Origin of the sequence: Novosphingobium album (ex Hu et al. 2023) (assembly GCF_022832385.1) — a bacterium.
GTDB classification, from domain to species: domain Bacteria; phylum Pseudomonadota; class Alphaproteobacteria; order Sphingomonadales; family Sphingomonadaceae; genus Novosphingobium; species Novosphingobium album.
In genome coordinates this window covers 48522-63978 of the sequence record NZ_JALHLE010000002.1, presented here as the reverse complement: position 1 = coordinate 63978, position 15457 = coordinate 48522, and the positions used below count along the sequence as shown (strand labels likewise).

The window sequence follows — 15457 nt, the reverse complement described above, 5'->3', positions numbered from 1 at the left end:
TTATCCGAGATGCATTTTTGTGCAAGCTGCCCCGGCGATACTGTCATTGCCGCCCGGTTAGCTACCCTGCTTGAGGTTGTAGCAAAGTGAATGTCTCATGTCGTTGAGTAGTAATGATGTTGCGTTCGGGTGACGCCGGTTTGAACGAAATTTGCAAAGTGAATTCTCTGTAATCCTAGGCGTGTGGCAGATGAACAGGGGGTGTTGTGGCGAATTTGCCACAAGGGGGAGGTAATGTTGCGATTTGATGTCCTAAGGTCTTTGATCAAGTCCTGCTTTGGGTATTGAAAGCACATCTACCGGCTGTGGTCAGACAGTCACAGGCTGATGGCATGCCGGGGAATCGAAGGCGCAAAGGGTCACACCGCGCCTTAGAAAAAGGGACACGCAAGTGAAAAACCATACTCTAACCGCTCTTCGGGCGGGTGCAGCGCCGTTGGTGCTGGGCTTTGCTCTGTTCAGCAGCGCGGCTTACGCGCAGGATGCCGAGGACGAGGCTCCGACGGATACCATCATCGTCACCGGTACGCGCATCGCTTCGCCGAACCAGGCCTCGATTGCGCCGATCACCACCATGACGTCGGACGACATTTCGCTTTCCGGCACGACCCGTACCGAGGATCTGCTTAACTCGCTGCCGCAGGTTGTTGCAGCTCAGAGCTCGACGCTGGCCAACGGCGCGACCGGCACCGCGACCGTCGACCTTCGCGGCCTTGGCCCGTCGCGCACGATGGTCCTGATCAACGGCCGTCGTCTGATGACCGGTGACCCGAACACGACTACTTCGGCAGCTGACCTCAACTTCATCCCCGCCGCGCTCGTGAAGCGCGTCGACGTGCTGACTGGCGGCGCTTCGGCGACTTACGGTGCCGACGCCGTCGCAGGCGTCGTCAACTTCGTGATGGACACCGAGTTCGAAGGCTTCAAGATCGATGCCAACTACGGTCTGTACAACCACAACAACCGTAACAGCTTCATCACGCCGCTGCTCGACGCGCGCCAGGCTTCAGGCTTCTCGGGCTTCGATTACCCGAGCGGCAACGTCACCGACGGCGGCCAGTACGACATCTCGGCCGTGTTCGGCACCGGGTTCGACGACGGCCGTGGCCATGCCACTGCCTATGTCACCTACCGCAAGGCCCAGGCTGTCCTGCAGAAGAAGCGCGACTATTCCTCGTGCACGATCGGTGTCAGCAACGGCGGTGCTTTCAGCTGCGGCGGCTCGCTGACCAACGCGATCGGCACCGGCATCTATTACGACACCTCCGGCACGACCGGTTCAGGCGCGCCCGCCTACACGTCGACTATCGGTGGTCTTGGCGCGGGCACTTTCACCCGCGGTCTGGTCCAGCGCTACAACTACGCGCCGCTGAACTACTTCCAGCGTCCGGACGAGCGCTACACCGCCGGCGTCTTCGCTGATTACGAAATCAACGAAGCGATCCATCCGTACATGGAATTCATGTTCATGGACGATCGCACCGTGGCGCAGATCGCTCCTTCGGGCGACTTCGGCAACACGCTGACCATCAACTGCGACAACGCCCTGATGTCGGCGCAGCAGAAGTCGGTCATTTGCGCGGACAGCAACCTGGTCAATGGCTACATCGGCAATTTCCCGCTGGTGCCCAGCCTCTATGAATCCGTGTACGGCTCGGCTGCTCCGGGTGCGGTCGACTATATCGACCCGATCACGGGCGCGTCTTACAACAAGGCGTTCTTCCAGCTCCTGCGCCGTAACGTTGAAGGCGGTCCGCGTCAGAACGACCTTCAGCACACCCAGTATCGCGCGGTTATCGGCACGAAGGGTGATCTCGGCCCGGCCTGGTCATACGATGCGTACTACCAGTATGGTCGGGTGAACTACTCGCAGGTTTACTCCAACGAGTTCTCGGCTGCCCGCCTTGCCAATGCGCTTGACATCGTAACCGATGCCAATGGCAACCCGGCTTGCCGCGTCGCCGTGACTGGCCAGGACCCGAACTGCGTTCCCTATGACATCTTCACGGGGGCAGGTCCGTCGCAGGCTGCCACCAGCTACCTAAGCGCGACCGGCTTCCTGAAGGGTCAGACCTCGCAGCAGGTCATGAGCGCCACCTTCTCGGGCATGCTCGGCGAATACGGCATCCAGTCGCCGCTGGCGTCTGACGGGGTGAGCGTCGCAATCGGTGCGGAGTATCGCCGCGATGCTCTGGAACTGAAGGCGGACAACGCGTTCAGCACCGGCGACCTGACGGGTCAGGGCGCTCCGACGCTGGACACCGCCGGCAGCTACAAGGTCACCGAGCTCTTCGGCGAAATCGATATCCCGCTGATTCAGGACGGGTTCGTTCAGAACCTGTCGTTCAACGGCGGCTATCGCTATTCGCACTACAAGATCTCGAACGGCCGCACGTTCAACACCGATACCTTCAAGTTCGGTGTGGATCTGGCTCCGGTTTCGGACATCCGTATCCGTGCCGGCTACAACCGTGCGGTTCGCGTGCCGAACATTCAGGAACTGTTCGCTCCGCAGATCGTCGCTCTGGACGGCATCACCGATCCTTGCGCCGATCACCAGATCGAGGCGACCGAGCTTGGCTGTCTTGCTCAGGGTCTTTCGGTGGGCCAGCGCGTCAACTCGAACCCGGCGCAGCAGTACAACGGCCTCATCGGCGGCAACCCGGACCTGAACCCGGAAAAGGCCACGACCAAGACCCTTGGCGTGGTGCTCGCTCCGCGCTTCATCCCGCGCTTCAACCTGAGCATCGACTTCTTCGACATCAAGGTGAAGAACGCGATCCAGGGCTACGGTGCGGACGCCATCCTGGCTTCGTGCGTCAACGACGTGAACCTCGATGCCTGCGCCCTGGTGCAGCGCAACGCGGCCGGTTCGCTGTGGCTGAGCTCGGACGGCTACGTGCTCGACACCCCGCAGAACGTCGGTGGCGTCAAGACTCGTGGCTATGAGTTCAACGGCAACTGGTCGACCGAGATCGGCAACGCCGGTACGCTGTCGCTGAACCTGGTGGGCACGCTGCTTGACCGTTACATCGTCAACGACGGTCTCAACGCGCCTTACGATTGCGCTGGCCTCTACGGTGCAACGTGCGGCAGCTCGGCGGCGACTCCGCTTCCGAAGTGGCGTCACAAGGCACGCATGACGTTCCGCACTGCATCGGGTCTCGGTGTGTCGCTTCAGTGGCGTCACCTCAACTCGGTCAAGGTGGAATACACCAGCTCCTCGCCGGTCCTTGCTTCGACCCGCGATACGCGTGACCTCAACGAACTCGATTACAAGATTGGCGCTCAGGACTACTTCGACCTGACGGCAACCTGGGACATCGGCGATCACCTGCAGTGGCGTCTGGGCGTGAACAACATGTTCGACCGTCAGCCGCCGCTGGTCACCAGCAACGCGTGCGCCAGCACCGTTTGTAACGGCAATACCTATCCGGGCACCTACGATGCGCTCGGCCGTTACATCTTCACTGGCGTGACGATGAACTTCTAATCGCATCCAAATGTGATTAGCCTGGGCGGCGGCCTTCCCCACGGATGGCCGCCGCCTTATTATTTCCGGCCGGCCCGGCGCCGGCTATCCAGATTGTCCGGACAGCACATGGCATCGATACCCCTCCAGCAACACATTCAGCAGATCGCCGGTCTCGCGCGGTCGGGCAGGCTGGACGAGGCCGCCGTAATGGCAGCGAGCGCGTTTGCAGTTCATGGCAACGATCCTGTTCTCGGCGCGCTGGCTGGTGCGGTGGAATCGCATCGCCGCCGTTTTGACCGGGCGGTCCCCTATCTTGAGGTTGCCCACCGGCACCGTCCGCAGGATCTGACAGTACGCACGAACCTGGCCGAAGCCCTGTTTCATACAGGGCGTGCTGCCGACGCACTGGCGCTCTGCGACGACGCCGCGGCGGCTGCCGAGCCGAACCTGCGGCTGGCGAGCCTTGGCGCTCATCTGGCGCAGGAGGCAGGGGAGTTCGAACGGGCGGCACGCCTGTACCGCATGGTGCTTGCCAGGTTTCCGGATGACTGGGCGTTGTGGAACAATCTGGGCAATGCCTTGAGCTGTCTTGGGCAGCATGGCGAAGCCGCCGAGGCGCTGGAGCGGGCATTGAAGCTGGCACCCGATGCCGCGCCGATCCGGGTCAACCTGGGCAATGCGCTGCTTGAAGCCGAACGCTTCGAAGAGGGCGAGAAAATCCTGCAGGCTGCGGCGGATGCCGATCACGGCGATGTCGAACCGGTGCTGGCGCTGGCCACGTTCTATCGCCGCGCCGGCGCCGAGGACCGGTCATACGAGATGCTGGCGGAAGCCGTGCGGCGCGCGCCCGGCGATGCCGGCGTCCTGTCCGACTACGGCCAGGAGGCCAGCAAGCGTAACGAATATGACATTGCGGAACCCGCGTTCGAGGCGGCACTGGCGATCGAGCCCGCGTTGTGGCCTTCGCTGGTCGGCCTTGCCGCGCTTTACGAGCGCACCAACCGCGAGGCCGAGCTCGATCCCCTGCGTGAGCGGGCCGAGGCTGCGGGCGGTGATCCGGAAACCTTGTCGTTCATCGACGCGCTGCGGCTCAAGCGGTCGGGGCAGATCGAAGAGGCCTTTGCCGCGCTGGAGGCGTCGGGCGATGTCGTCGTGGCCAACCGAAAGCACCAGTTGCGCGGCATCCTGCTCGACCGGTTGGGGCGTCATGACGAGGCCTTTGCCGAATTCACCGAGATGAACCAGCGCCATCTCGAAGAACCGTCGGACCCGAGGGTGCGGGCGACGGCCTATCGCGACATGGTGGATGACGGCATTCGCACGCTGACGCCAGAATGGGTGTCCGGCTGGAGTGCCTCGCCGCCGCAGGAGCGGCCCGCGCCGGTGATTTTGCTCGGGTTCCCCCGTTCGGGCACCACGCTGCTCGACACGATGCTGATGGCCGCGCCCGGCACGCTGGTCATGGAGGAGGAGCCCTTCATTGCCGATATCGAGCGCGAGCTTGGCGGTATCGAAGCACTTTCGGGCCTGACGCCCGACGTCATCGCCGATGCCCGAGCGCAGTATTTCGGGAAAGTCGCCACGCTGGGCGAACTCGAGCCCGATACGCTGGTATTGGACAAGCATCCATTGCATCTCAACAAGGTGCCCGTGATCCGGCGCCTGTTCCCGGATGCGAAGTTCATTCTGGCGCTGCGCCATCCGTGCGACGTGCTGCTCAGCTGCTACATCACCAACTTCCGCACCAATCATGCGATGAGCAATTTCCTCGAGCTGGAAACGGCTGCACGGCTCTACGACCGCAGCTTCGCCTACTGGACGCAGGCTCGGGAAGTCTTTGGTCTCGACGTGCGCACGGTCGTCTATGAACGCCTCGTCGCCGATCAGTCACGCGAGCTTGCACCGCTGTTCGACTGGCTCGGCCTGCCCTGGCAGGGTGAGGACTTCGATCACCGGGAGGCAGCGCGCGCGCGCGGGGTGGTGCGCACGGCGAGCTATTCGCAAGTCACCGAACCGATCTACACCCGTGCGGCCGGGCGCTGGCACCGCTACGAGAAGCACCTTGAGCCTGTGTTCGACATATTGCGGCCATGGGTGGAACGCTTCGGCTATTCGCTGGAAGACGACCGGGTGCCGCAATGGGGCGAGCCTTCCGGGATTTCGGTGGAAACCGCTTGAGGACGCCGTTCCGGCCATGACGAGCGCACCCGCCTTCGCCGATGTCGACCGGCTTGTCGCCGCCGGCCAGTTGCCCGCAGCCGCCCAGCAGCTCGAAGACTTGCTGGCGGATCATCCGGCCACGGGCGGGGAGGCCGCAGCACACTGGCTCAAGCTGGCAGGCCTGCGCCGAGCGCTGCGCCAGCCGCGCCGGGCGCTGGACGCGGTGCATCGTGCGCTGGAACTGGTTCCGCTCGATTTCATGGCGCTGGTGATGCGGGCCGGGCTGCTCGAACGGCTCGGCGATCCCGGCGCGGGCGAGGCCTGGGCCGAGGCGATCTTGCAGAAGCCCGATACGCCGCTGGCTCCGCCGCTGGCTGCCGCGCTTGCGGCAGGGGAGGCCTTCCATGCGGCGTGGCAGGCAGAGCGCGAACAGAGGCTGACGCAGGCCGGCAGGGATGCAGCCTCGGCCGCGGACGAAGATCAGAACTGGCGTATCGCGCGCTTTCGCGACAACGTGCTGCGCAAGACCCGGGTCTATCATTCGCAGCCCACGCACTTCCATTATCCGGGCCTCGTCGAGCGCGAGTTCCATCCGCGCCACACCACGCCCTGGCTGGCGGAGCTGGAAGCCGGCTTCGAGGACATCCGCGAGGAAATGCTGGCGCTGCTCAAGTCGGGGCGCGCGGAACTGGAGCCTTACATCCAGTACGAGGAGCGAGAGGCGCTGGACCAGTGGCGGCCGCTGAACCGGAACACCGACTGGTCCGCGATCCACTTGCTGAAGCAAGGCGTGGAAGTGCCGGAAAACGCTGTTCAGGCGCCGCGTACGATGGAGATTCTCTCGCGCATTCCACAGCCGCGCGTGCCGGGCGCATCGCCGAATGCGATGTTCTCGCTGCTGGCACCGCGCACCGCGATCCCGCCGCACGTCGGTGTCGACAACACCCGGCTGGTCTGCCACCTGCCGCTCGTGGTGCCGGAAGGGTGCTGGTTCCGCGTCGGCGCTGAAACCCGGATGTGGCGCGAAGGCGAGGCCTTTGCCTTCGACGATACCATGGAGCACGAAGCGTTGAATCCCAGTGATGCCTTGCGCGTCGTGCTCATTTTCGATGCCTGGCATCCCGGTCTGTCGGAGGTGGAACGGCAGGCGGTCGCGGCGATGATCGCGTCCGAAGGCGCTCCGGCGGGGCAAGGCTGAGGTGCCTGTGGGCGACGATGCGGACACGCTTGCGGCACTGGCGGAACAGGCATTGGCCAACGGCACCGAGGTTGAGGCCGAAGCCCGGCTTTCCGTCTATCTGGAAGACCATCCCGGCGATGTAACGCTGTTGCACTGGGCGGCGATGCTGCGCCGTGCGCTCGACCGGCGTAGCGAGGCGATCGCGGCGCTGGAGCAGGCGCGCCACTATGCACCGGACAGTTCCGGCCTGGCGCATGCGCTGGCCCATGTCACGCTGGAAGCCGGGCGCCCCGCTTCGGCGCTGTTTGAGCAGGCGATCCGGATGGCGCCCGCCAAGGCTGAAATCCGGCTCGGCCTGGCCTCGGCCCGGTTTGCCGAAGGGCAAGGTGAGCGCGGTTTCGCCGAACTCGATGCGATGCTCGCGGCCAATCCCGGCTGGATGGAAGGGCACCGGCAATATGCCCAGATGGCAGCGCTGCTGGGCAAGGGCGACAGGGTTCTGGCCAGCATCGACCGGGCGCTGGCGCGGTTTCCGCAAGGAGACGACCTGCACCGCATGGGCATTGCCTTGCCGTTGGAGGGTGAGCGCTATGCAGAGGCACTGGAGCGCGCGGATAGGGCCATCGCCTTGCGCGGCGCGCTGGCGCCCTACGTCCTGCCGCGGGCTGCCGCGCTCGATGAAACCGGGCGGAGCGAGGAAGCCGCAAGCCTGTTCGAGGCGCTCGGGGCTCCGGCTGACAACGGCCATGCCGTATGGCTGGCCCGCCACTGGTTGCGCAGGGGAAACCCAGAGCAGGCAGCGGCTGTCATCGAGCCCTGGCTGGGACAGGCGGGCGCCGAGAGCGTCTGGCCCTACGCCGCACTTGCCTGGCGGCTTGCTGGCGATCCCCGGGCTGACTGGCTCGATGGGGCGGCCGGGTTGTGGAAGGTCGTCGATCTCGACCCGAATGAGATCGGGCTGGTCTCGCTGCGTGCGCTTTTGCAGCGGTTGCATGAGAGCTCCGGGCGGTTCCTTGACCAGTCGGTGCGTGAGGGAACACAGACTGAAGGGGCGCTGCTGGCCCGCACTGAACCGGAAATCGCGCGCGTGCGCGAAGTGCTGCGCCGGGAAGTGGCCAGCTTCGCCGCCGCGCTGCCCGACGCCGATCCCGAACACCCGATGCTGTCCCAGAAGCGCTTCCCCCGTCCACGCTTTGCCGGAAGCTGGTCGGTGCGGCTGACGGACTCGGGTTTCCATGCAGCTCACCACCATCCGCAAGGCTGGATCAGTTCGGCGCTCTATGTTTCCGTCCCCGATGGTCTGGAAGGCGGGGAAGGGCATCTGGAACTGGGTGGTGCACCCGCCGGTCTGGGGATCGACCTTCCGCCGCGGACAACCATTATGCCAGCCGAGGCCCGGCTGGTCCTGTTCCCGAGCTGGATGTGGCACGGCACACGCCCTTTCCGCGCCGGTGAACGTATGACCATCGCGTTCGATATCGCCCGGACTTGAACAAATTTTCAAATACCCATAGGCTCGTTTCATCCCCCCAAATGACGGGTGCTTGAGCGATTGGTTCGCACCACGGAGGTGCTATGCACATTGTTTCGCGTATTCTTGTTTCTGTTGCTGCTCTGACGGCCTTTACGGCTGGCGCGGAGCCGGCTTCCGAGACTGCGCAGGAAGAGCCCAGGACCAACACGGCCGTCGTAGACGGCGCGGATGCCGCGAAGAAGGCCGATCCGATTGTCTGCGAGCGGATCCAGCAAATCGGTTCGCTGCTGCGGTCCAAGAAGGTCTGCATGCACAAGAGTGAGTGGGACGAGCAGCGCCGCAGCGATCGCGCCAACATCGAACGTTCGCAGGTCCAGCGCGGCCTGCAACCCGCGGGTTGAGAGGAACGGTTCCGCGCTTTCGCAAACTGGCTTCCCGATCGGGCTGACCACGCCACGGCGGGATTTCGTCTCTCGCGATTGACCTGTCCGAAGCTGCTGTTTAACCGACTGATTAAATCGTCGGCCGTTTCCCGTTGCTGAACTCGCGGTGGGAGCAAGCGGTGCGCTCAGGAAAGGAATGCCAAAGATGAAGCTTGATAGCAGCGTTGCCGCCGTCGTTACCGGTGGTGCCTCGGGTCTCGGCGCCGCCACCGCGCGGGCGCTTGCCGCGCAAGGCGTGAAGGTTGCGATCTTCGATCTCAATGGCGAAGCGGGCGAGGCGATTGCGAGCGAAATCGGCGGCGTGTTCTGCGAAGTCAACGTGACTGACGATGCCAGCGTGGATGCCGGCTTCGCCAAGGCCCGCGCGGCCAATGGCCAGGAACGCGTTCTCGTGAACTGCGCAGGTATCGCGCCTGCCGCCAAGACCGTGGGCAAGAACCGTGAGACCGGTGAACCGCGCGCCCACGACATGGCGCTGTTCGAGCGGGCCATCGCCATCAATCTCGTCGGCACATTCCGCTGCATCAGCAAGTCGGCCGCGGGCATGGTCACCCTCGATCCGGTCGACGCGCAGGGTTCGCGCGGTGCCATCGTCAACACCGCGTCGGTCGCGGCGCAGGACGGCCAGATCGGGCAGGCCGCCTATGGCGCCTCGAAGGGCGGCGTGCTGGCGATGACCCTGCCGGTTGCGCGCGACCTGATGAACGACGGCATTCGCGTAAACACCATCCTGCCGGGCATCTTCGAGACGCCGATGATGGCTGGCATGCCGCAGCAGGTGCAGGATGCGCTGGCGTCGATGGTGCCGTTCCCCAAGCGCCTGGGCAAGGCAGAGGAATACGCCAAGCTGGCGCTGTTCATGGTCGAGCACGATTATATCAACGGTGAATCGGTCCGCCTCGACGGGGCGATCCGCATGGGCCCCAAGTAAGGGCTGGCTGTGCCGGTGAGAGGCACACCGGAAACGGCATCAGGCCTCGCGGCGCCTCCGGGCGCGCGCGACCTGTTGCTCGATACGGCCAGCGCGATCATGCGCGAAGGCGACGTGATCGACATCTCGTTGTCCGAGCTGAGTTTGCGCTCGGGCCTCAATTCGGCACTGGTCAAATATTACTTCGGCAACAAGGCCGGGCTGCTCAAGGCGCTGCTCGACCGGGACTGGCAGGCCATCGTCACCAGCGTCGACGCGCTGGTGGCGAAGGATGGCTGGTCGCCCGAGGCCAAGCTGCGGCGGCATCTGTGGAAGGTGGTCGATACCTTCTACGAAGTGCCATACCTTAACCGTCTGACGATGCGCGTGATCCGCGAAAGCGACGATGCCGAGGCGCGCCGGATTGCCGATTGTTACCTCTCGCCGATCTACCGCGCCTACGAGCAGCTGATCGGAGACGGCGTCAAGGCGGGTGTGTTCCGCGAGATCGACCCGCAGCTTTTCTATATCACGGTCACCGGCGCGGTGGACCGCTTCTTCTCGACGCGGTTGATTCTCAAGCACTGTTTCGATCAGGATACGTTGACCGAGGAACTGCGCGACCGCTATCGCGAGCACACCATCGACATCATCATGGCAGGTATCCTTGCGCGCTGAGAAAAGCAGTTTCTGGCACATAGGCGTTATCGGCGGGTCAGGCCTCGCTGCCGGAATCGATCTGGAGGACGCGCAGGAAATCGCGGTGTCCAGCCCGTTCGGCGAGCCTTCCGGGCCGGTCGTCACCGGACGGCTGGGCGGCGTGCGCTTCACCTTCCTGGCGCGACACGGGGCAGGGCACTGCATCCCGCCCGCGCAAGTGAACTATCGGGCCAATATAGACGTACTCAAGCGCTGCGGGGTGACAGACGTCATCTCGCTTTCGGCGGTGGGCTCGCTGCGCGAAGACATGGCACCGGGCCAGTTCGTGGCGGTGGACCAGTTTATCGATCGCACCACCGCGCGTGCCAACAGTTTCTTCGGACCTGGTCTCGTGGCCCATGTCAGCCTGGCCGATCCGGTCTGCGCCCGGCTTTCGACTATGTTGGCCGGATCGGCGCGCCGGGCCGGGGGCGAGGTGCATAATGGCGGCTGCTATGTCGCGATCGAAGGGCCGCAGTTCTCTACCCGCGCCGAAAGCCGCATGTACCAGTCGTGGGGCGCGGACGTGATCGGCATGACGGCGATGCCCGAGGCCCGTCTCGCCCGGGAAGCCGAACTGCCCTACGCGATCCTTGCGATGGTCACCGACTACGACTGCTGGCGCGAGGAGGAAGCGGGTGTCGAGGTAACGGACGTTCTGGCCGTACTCCACGCCAATGCCCGCACCGCCCGTGCGACCGTGGCCGCACTTGCAGGTTCCCTGCCGCAAATGCGCGAACCCAGCCCCATCGACAAGGCGCTGGAACACGCTTTCATCACAGCGCCCGAAGCGCGCGATCCTGCCGTGATCGCACGGCTGGACGCGGTGGCCTGCCGGGTGTTCGGCGAGCAGGATTGAGGGACCGGACCGTTTCATGGCGCGCAGGTCCAGCCGGAAACGCTACCTTACCGCCACGATGCCCGACGGTTATGTGAAGACAATCGGCCCGACGGCCGATTCCTTTACTCACTACTGGCGCATCGTTGCAGAACTGGAGAACGGGAAGACCGAGGTCTTCTGGGGCCATACCCGGTCTCTGGCCGAAGCGAGGAAATTACGGACGGCTGCCGAAGATGGCGTCCGAATGCGTGGCTGGAAGGACTACCGCTTCGAGATCGCGGAACTGACCGAGACGCCCGCCTGAGCGATCGGATGCAGGTGGTGAAAGAAAACCCTCCCGCGGCAGGGCCGGGGAGGGGTGAAGGTTGCGACCCGAAGGGGTCCTGTCAGTTGCCGGGGGTTGCGGCAGCGCTGGCGCCCATGTCCTGGGTCTGGGTTTGCGTCATGGTCCGCGCCTGATCGCGGCTCTGCGTTTGCGATTGCGTGCGGATGTGCTCCTGCTTCATCTCGCGGGCCTGGTCCCGGTCACGCACGCGGTCCTGCATGCGCATGCGGTCCATCGACCCCAGGCCGGACGATGAGCCCATCATCATGGACCCGCCCATGGATCCTCCCCCCATGCCGCCGCCCATGCCGCCGCCCATTCCACCGCCGGGCCCGGCGAGAGCCGGGCTTGCGGTCAGCGCCAGAGCAAGGGTTGCACCGGCAAGGCAGCTCGTTTTCGGCGAGATCTTGAACATAACTTTCAAACTCCTCTGTCATCGCCCCCGACAGTGTTCCCTGTGACGACTTCTGTGCTGGGCAGGCCTGACAGGAACCTGACGAGCGTTTCGGGCGAAAGCTTGCGGGCATCGTTTCGTCGCGTCAAAAGGCATTCGGCCCCGCTCCCGGTGTCCGGGGCGGGGCCGAAAGGCTGGTGCGGCGATCGGATCAGTGCGACGGCGGCGGCTTCGGGTCGCCCCCGGAGAAGGCATCGGAGATCGAGCAGGCGGCCGGGCCGAGAATGGCGATGAACAGCACCGGCAGGATGAACAGGATCAGCGGCACGGTCATGATAGCGGGCAGGCGGGCGGCCTTTTCCTCGGCGCGCATCATGCGCTCGTTGCGGAATTCGGCGGAGAGCACGCGCAGCGCGGATGCCAGCGGGGTGCCGTACCGTTCGGTCTGCACCATGGTGGTGACGACGCCCTTCACCGCGTCCAGATTGACGCGCCAGGCGAGGTTCTCGAACGCTTGCCGGCGTTCGGTGAGGAACGACAGCTCGATCGAGGTGAGCGAGAACTCGTCGCCCAGTTCGGGGTATGCGCGGCCCAGTTCGCGGGCGACGCGCTCGAAGGCGGCATCGACCGTCAGGCCCGCTTCGGCACAGATCACGAGCAGGTCGAGCGCATCGGGCAAACCCTTGCGGATTGCGTCGGTACGCTTGTCCACCATGTTCTGGATGTAGATGTCCGGCCCCTTGTAACCGGCGCCGACCATCAATGCGAAGCCCATGAATTTCTTTAAGCTGCTCCACTCGGGGAAATAGTCGATCCAGTAGATCACGATACCGGCGATAGCGCCCAGCGCGATCGGCAGGACGAGGCGCGCGAAGACCACCGCGACGGCCCATTCCTTGTTGCGGATGCCGGCCTGCGCGAGCTTCTGCTCAATAGTCTTGACCTGGCTGTCCTGCAGCATTTTGAACTTGCCGAGGAAGTCGCCGATCTTGTCGGTGGTGTCATTGCGGCGGACCACGCTCTGGCGCTTGCGCGCGCTCGTGGTGATACCGGCCTTGAGGGCTTCGCGGCGCTGGTTGAGCGCCTTGACGCGCTTGGCCATCGGGTCGGTCACCGTCACGGCCGCATAGATCGCGGTTATCACGGCGCCGGCCGCGACCAGCGCCAGGATGGTGGCGACGAAGAAGACGTTGAAGCCGAGGAGAGTCGGACCGGTGGATTGTTCGAGCATGGTTCCTGACGTTCCCCCGATCAGATTTCGAAGCTGACCATCTTGGCCATGATGAAGCCACCGATGGCCATCCAGACAAGACCGCCCAGACCGGCGACGATCAGGCGTTCATCGACAAAGAACTGGCCGATGTATTTCGGGCTGATCCACCAGATCATGGCGAACACGATGAAGGGCAAGGCGCCCACGATGTAGGCCGAGGCCTTCGACTCCGAGCTCATGGCGCGGATCTTGAGTTTCATCTGGGCACGCTTGCGCAGCACATCGGCCAGGTTGGCCAGCGTCTCGGCAAGGTTGCCGCCGGTTTCGCGCTGGATGGCGAGCGTGATGCAGAAGAAGTTGAATTCCGGCATCGCCAGACGGTCGGCGGTTTCCTGGAGCGCGTCCTCCATGGTCTTGCCGACCTTGATGCGGTCTGTGACGAGCTTGAATTCCTCGCCGACCGGGCCGGGCACTTCCTGCGCGACGACACCGAGCGTCTCGGTGACCGGAAGGCCCGAGCGCAATCCGCGTACCAGCAAATCGATGGCATCGGCAAATTTTACGGTGAAGTTGTTGGAGCGCTTCTTGATGAAGAAGCCCACGACCATGTGGGGAATACCCGCACCGGCGAAAAGGCCCACTGCCAGCGACAGGAACAGAGCGCCGGACTTGAGAAAGACGATCAGGGCCATGGCAACGCCCAGACCGAGCGAGGCATAGAGATACTGAGAAACCGTCCAGGGCTTGCCGGTACGGTGGAGGCGCAGTGCCAGGGCATCGACGCGTGAACCGGACCCGGCGACCTTGTGCGTCCTGGGCTTGCGCGCCGCGACTGCCCTGCGCATCTGCGCCTCGACACGGTCAACGGCATTGTTCGAATGCCGGAAGCGAACGGCGCGCAGGCGGCGCGTTGATTCCTTCGCAGGAGATGGACCGGATAGCGCCGCCCAGACGAGTGCCAGGACGCTCAGCAGGCCCACTGCCACCAGAATCGCCGGAAGAATGTTCATGTGCCTGTCGTGCCTCTACGTCCTTGCGGGCAGACCCTGCACCGGGGTGGTCCCGGCGCCTGCCGTCATTGCGCCGCTTCCGCCTTCTTAGCCTTGGGAATCATGGACTTGATATCCAGCTTGCTCAGCAGCGACTTCTTGGCCGATGCGCCGTCGTCGGCGCTCCCGTCGGCAATCATGGCTGCAAGCTCGCGGATCGCGCCGCCCGCCTTGCTCGAACGGTTGGCATCCGCGAACGTCTGGCCAAGCTTGGCAGCCATCGAAGCGCCCTTGATGTCGTAGGGGATCGACAGCTGAATCTTGCTTTCGATCGAAGCCTCGAAATCGGCCTTGCTGATTTCGGCGAGATTGGGCTGTACCTTGTTTGCCACCACGATCACCCGTGCATGCGCAGCATTGGCCTTGAGCCAGGACAGGAGGCGGATCGTATCGCGCGCCGAAGCCAGCGTCATTTCGGCGGCCAGAACCACCACGTTCACGCTCGCGACGAGCTGCGGGAAGTTGATCAGCATGTTGCGCGGCATGTCGATCACCGACATCTCGAATGCCTGCCGGAACTCTTCCTCGAGCTGGAGGAAAGCGGTGCCGTCGGTCATTAGTGGCGAACCGATCGGTGCCTCGGCCGAGAGGATCGCGAGATTGTCGTTGGCGCGGATCATCGCGCGTTCGATGAACAGGCCATCGATGCGGCTCGGGTTTTCGATCGCATCAGTGAGGCCGCGTCCGGGCTCGAGGTCGAGGCACAACGCACCGGTGCCGAAGTGAATGTCGAGATCGAGCAGTGCTGTCGGCATCTTGTTGTCGGCGCTGAACAGCCAGGCGAGCGAGGTGGCGATGGTCGAGGCTCCGGTACCGCCGCGCGTGCCGATCACGGCTGTTGCGATGTGTTCCTTGGCCGAGCCTGAATCAGCATGCTTGGGAGCCGAGAACACGGCCTGGGCTTGTGCCAGTGCGTCGCGGAGCTGACCGGGCGAAAGCGGCTTGAGCAGGTAATCGTGGATGCCGCTGGCAACGAGGTCGCGATAAAGGCGCACGTCGTTGACCTGGCCCACGGCGACCACGATCGTACCTGGCTCGCAGACTTCGGCCAGTGCGTTGATGTCGTTGAGCGGGTCGCCGCTTTCCGACAGATCGACCAGCAAGATGTTGGGCGAGGCGGTGATGGACAGCGACTGCACCGCATTGCGCAGGCCGCCCTTGTTGCATTTCTCCGGCTGCCAGCCCAATTCCATGGCCACCGGGCGCAGGACGTCGAGCGAGGCTTCGTCGCAGAGGTAGGCGGCGAACTGGTCACGCCCGTTGGGGCTGCCGGATTTCCACGGTGCGTTCATGG

13 protein-coding genes are annotated in these 15457 nt (G+C 64.2%); 9 read left to right on the top strand and 4 right to left on the bottom strand.

The genetic code is table 11. The annotated features are described in order from the left end of the window. The first annotated feature begins 391 nt into the window (after window positions 1–391). The 9 genes from MTR64_RS01525 (at window position 392) to MTR64_RS01485 (ending at window position 11486) form a co-directional block, all read left to right on the top strand. Entirely contained in the window at window positions 392–3493 is a 3102-nt protein-coding gene (locus MTR64_RS01525; protein WP_243990056.1) for a TonB-dependent receptor domain-containing protein, read from the top strand. A gap of 108 nt (window positions 3494–3601) precedes the next feature. Beyond that, window positions 3602–5653: a tetratricopeptide repeat-containing sulfotransferase family protein gene (locus tag MTR64_RS01520; RefSeq protein ID WP_243990054.1), complete on the top strand. Its 2052-nt coding sequence runs from the start codon at window positions 3602–3604 to the stop codon at window positions 5651–5653. A 16-nt stretch (window positions 5654–5669) separates the two neighbouring features. Then, the gene (locus tag MTR64_RS01515; protein ID WP_243990051.1) at window positions 5670–6833 is read left to right on the top strand and encodes an aspartyl/asparaginyl beta-hydroxylase domain-containing protein; all 1164 of its coding nucleotides are present in this window, start codon (window positions 5670–5672) and stop codon (window positions 6831–6833) included. 7 nt (window positions 6834–6840) lie between these two features. After that, window positions 6841–8307, top strand: coding sequence for a 2OG-Fe(II) oxygenase family protein (locus MTR64_RS21435; protein WP_243990049.1), 1467 nt, complete (start codon window positions 6841–6843; stop codon window positions 8305–8307). Window positions 8308–8390: 83 nt separating this feature from the next. Beyond that, window positions 8391–8690, top strand: a complete 300-nt coding sequence (locus MTR64_RS01505) for a hypothetical protein (RefSeq protein ID WP_243990047.1) — start codon at window positions 8391–8393, stop codon at window positions 8688–8690. A 187-nt stretch (window positions 8691–8877) separates the two neighbouring features. Next, window positions 8878–9663, top strand: coding sequence for an SDR family oxidoreductase (locus MTR64_RS01500; RefSeq protein WP_243990045.1), 786 nt, complete (start codon window positions 8878–8880; stop codon window positions 9661–9663). Window positions 9664–9678: 15 nt separating this feature from the next. Then, window positions 9679–10320: a TetR family transcriptional regulator gene (locus tag MTR64_RS01495; protein ID WP_243990043.1), complete on the top strand. Its 642-nt coding sequence runs from the start codon at window positions 9679–9681 to the stop codon at window positions 10318–10320. Further along, window positions 10310–11200 carry an S-methyl-5'-thioadenosine phosphorylase gene (gene mtnP, locus MTR64_RS01490; RefSeq protein WP_243990041.1) on the top strand — a complete coding sequence of 297 codons (891 nt, stop codon included), beginning with the start codon at window positions 10310–10312 and terminating at the stop codon, window positions 11198–11200. The genes MTR64_RS01495 and mtnP overlap by 11 nt, the downstream gene beginning before the upstream one ends. Window positions 11201–11216: 16 nt before the next feature. Next, window positions 11217–11486 (top strand): hypothetical protein, encoded by a 270-nt coding sequence (locus MTR64_RS01485; RefSeq protein WP_243990039.1) that lies wholly within the window; start codon window positions 11217–11219, stop codon window positions 11484–11486. Between the two features lie 82 nt (window positions 11487–11568). Here MTR64_RS01485 and MTR64_RS01480 read toward each other — a convergent pair whose 3' ends face one another. From MTR64_RS01480 to MTR64_RS01465, 4 genes are all read right to left on the bottom strand, one after another. Beyond that, window positions 11569–11922: a hypothetical protein gene (locus MTR64_RS01480; RefSeq protein WP_243990037.1), complete on the bottom strand. Its 354-nt coding sequence runs from the start codon at window positions 11920–11922 to the stop codon at window positions 11569–11571. A gap of 190 nt (window positions 11923–12112) precedes the next feature. Continuing rightward, window positions 12113–13132 (bottom strand): type II secretion system F family protein, encoded by a 1020-nt coding sequence (locus MTR64_RS01475; RefSeq protein ID WP_243990036.1) that lies wholly within the window; start codon window positions 13130–13132, stop codon window positions 12113–12115. Between the two features lie 20 nt (window positions 13133–13152). After that, on the bottom strand, window positions 13153–14124 hold the full coding sequence (locus MTR64_RS01470; protein WP_243990034.1) for a type II secretion system F family protein: 972 nt from the start codon (window positions 14122–14124) through the stop codon (window positions 13153–13155). A gap of 65 nt (window positions 14125–14189) precedes the next feature. Then, complete coding sequence (locus tag MTR64_RS01465; RefSeq protein WP_243990033.1) at window positions 14190–15455, bottom strand: pilus assembly protein CpaE; 1266 nt, start codon at window positions 15453–15455, stop codon at window positions 14190–14192. Window positions 15456–15457 lie beyond the last annotated feature (2 nt).

Coding starts and splice junctions, on each gene's coding strand:
- MTR64_RS01520 (WP_243990054.1), top strand. CDS start 3,602: ATGGCATCGATACCCCTCCAGCAACACATTCAGCAGATCGCCGGTCTC.
- MTR64_RS01515 (WP_243990051.1), top strand. CDS start 5,670: ATGACGAGCGCACCCGCCTTCGCCGATGTCGACCGGCTTGTCGCCGCC.
- MTR64_RS01505 (WP_243990047.1), top strand. CDS start 8,391: ATGCACATTGTTTCGCGTATTCTTGTTTCTGTTGCTGCTCTGACGGCC.
- MTR64_RS01500 (WP_243990045.1), top strand. CDS start 8,878: ATGAAGCTTGATAGCAGCGTTGCCGCCGTCGTTACCGGTGGTGCCTCG.
- MTR64_RS01485 (WP_243990039.1), top strand. CDS start 11,217: ATGGCGCGCAGGTCCAGCCGGAAACGCTACCTTACCGCCACGATGCCC.
- MTR64_RS01480 (WP_243990037.1), bottom strand. CDS start 11,922: ATGTTCAAGATCTCGCCGAAAACGAGCTGCCTTGCCGGTGCAACCCTT.
- MTR64_RS01475 (WP_243990036.1), bottom strand. CDS start 13,132: ATGCTCGAACAATCCACCGGTCCGACTCTCCTCGGCTTCAACGTCTTC.
- MTR64_RS01470 (WP_243990034.1), bottom strand. CDS start 14,124: ATGAACATTCTTCCGGCGATTCTGGTGGCAGTGGGCCTGCTGAGCGTC.
- MTR64_RS01465 (WP_243990033.1), bottom strand. CDS start 15,455: ATGAACGCACCGTGGAAATCCGGCAGCCCCAACGGGCGTGACCAGTTC.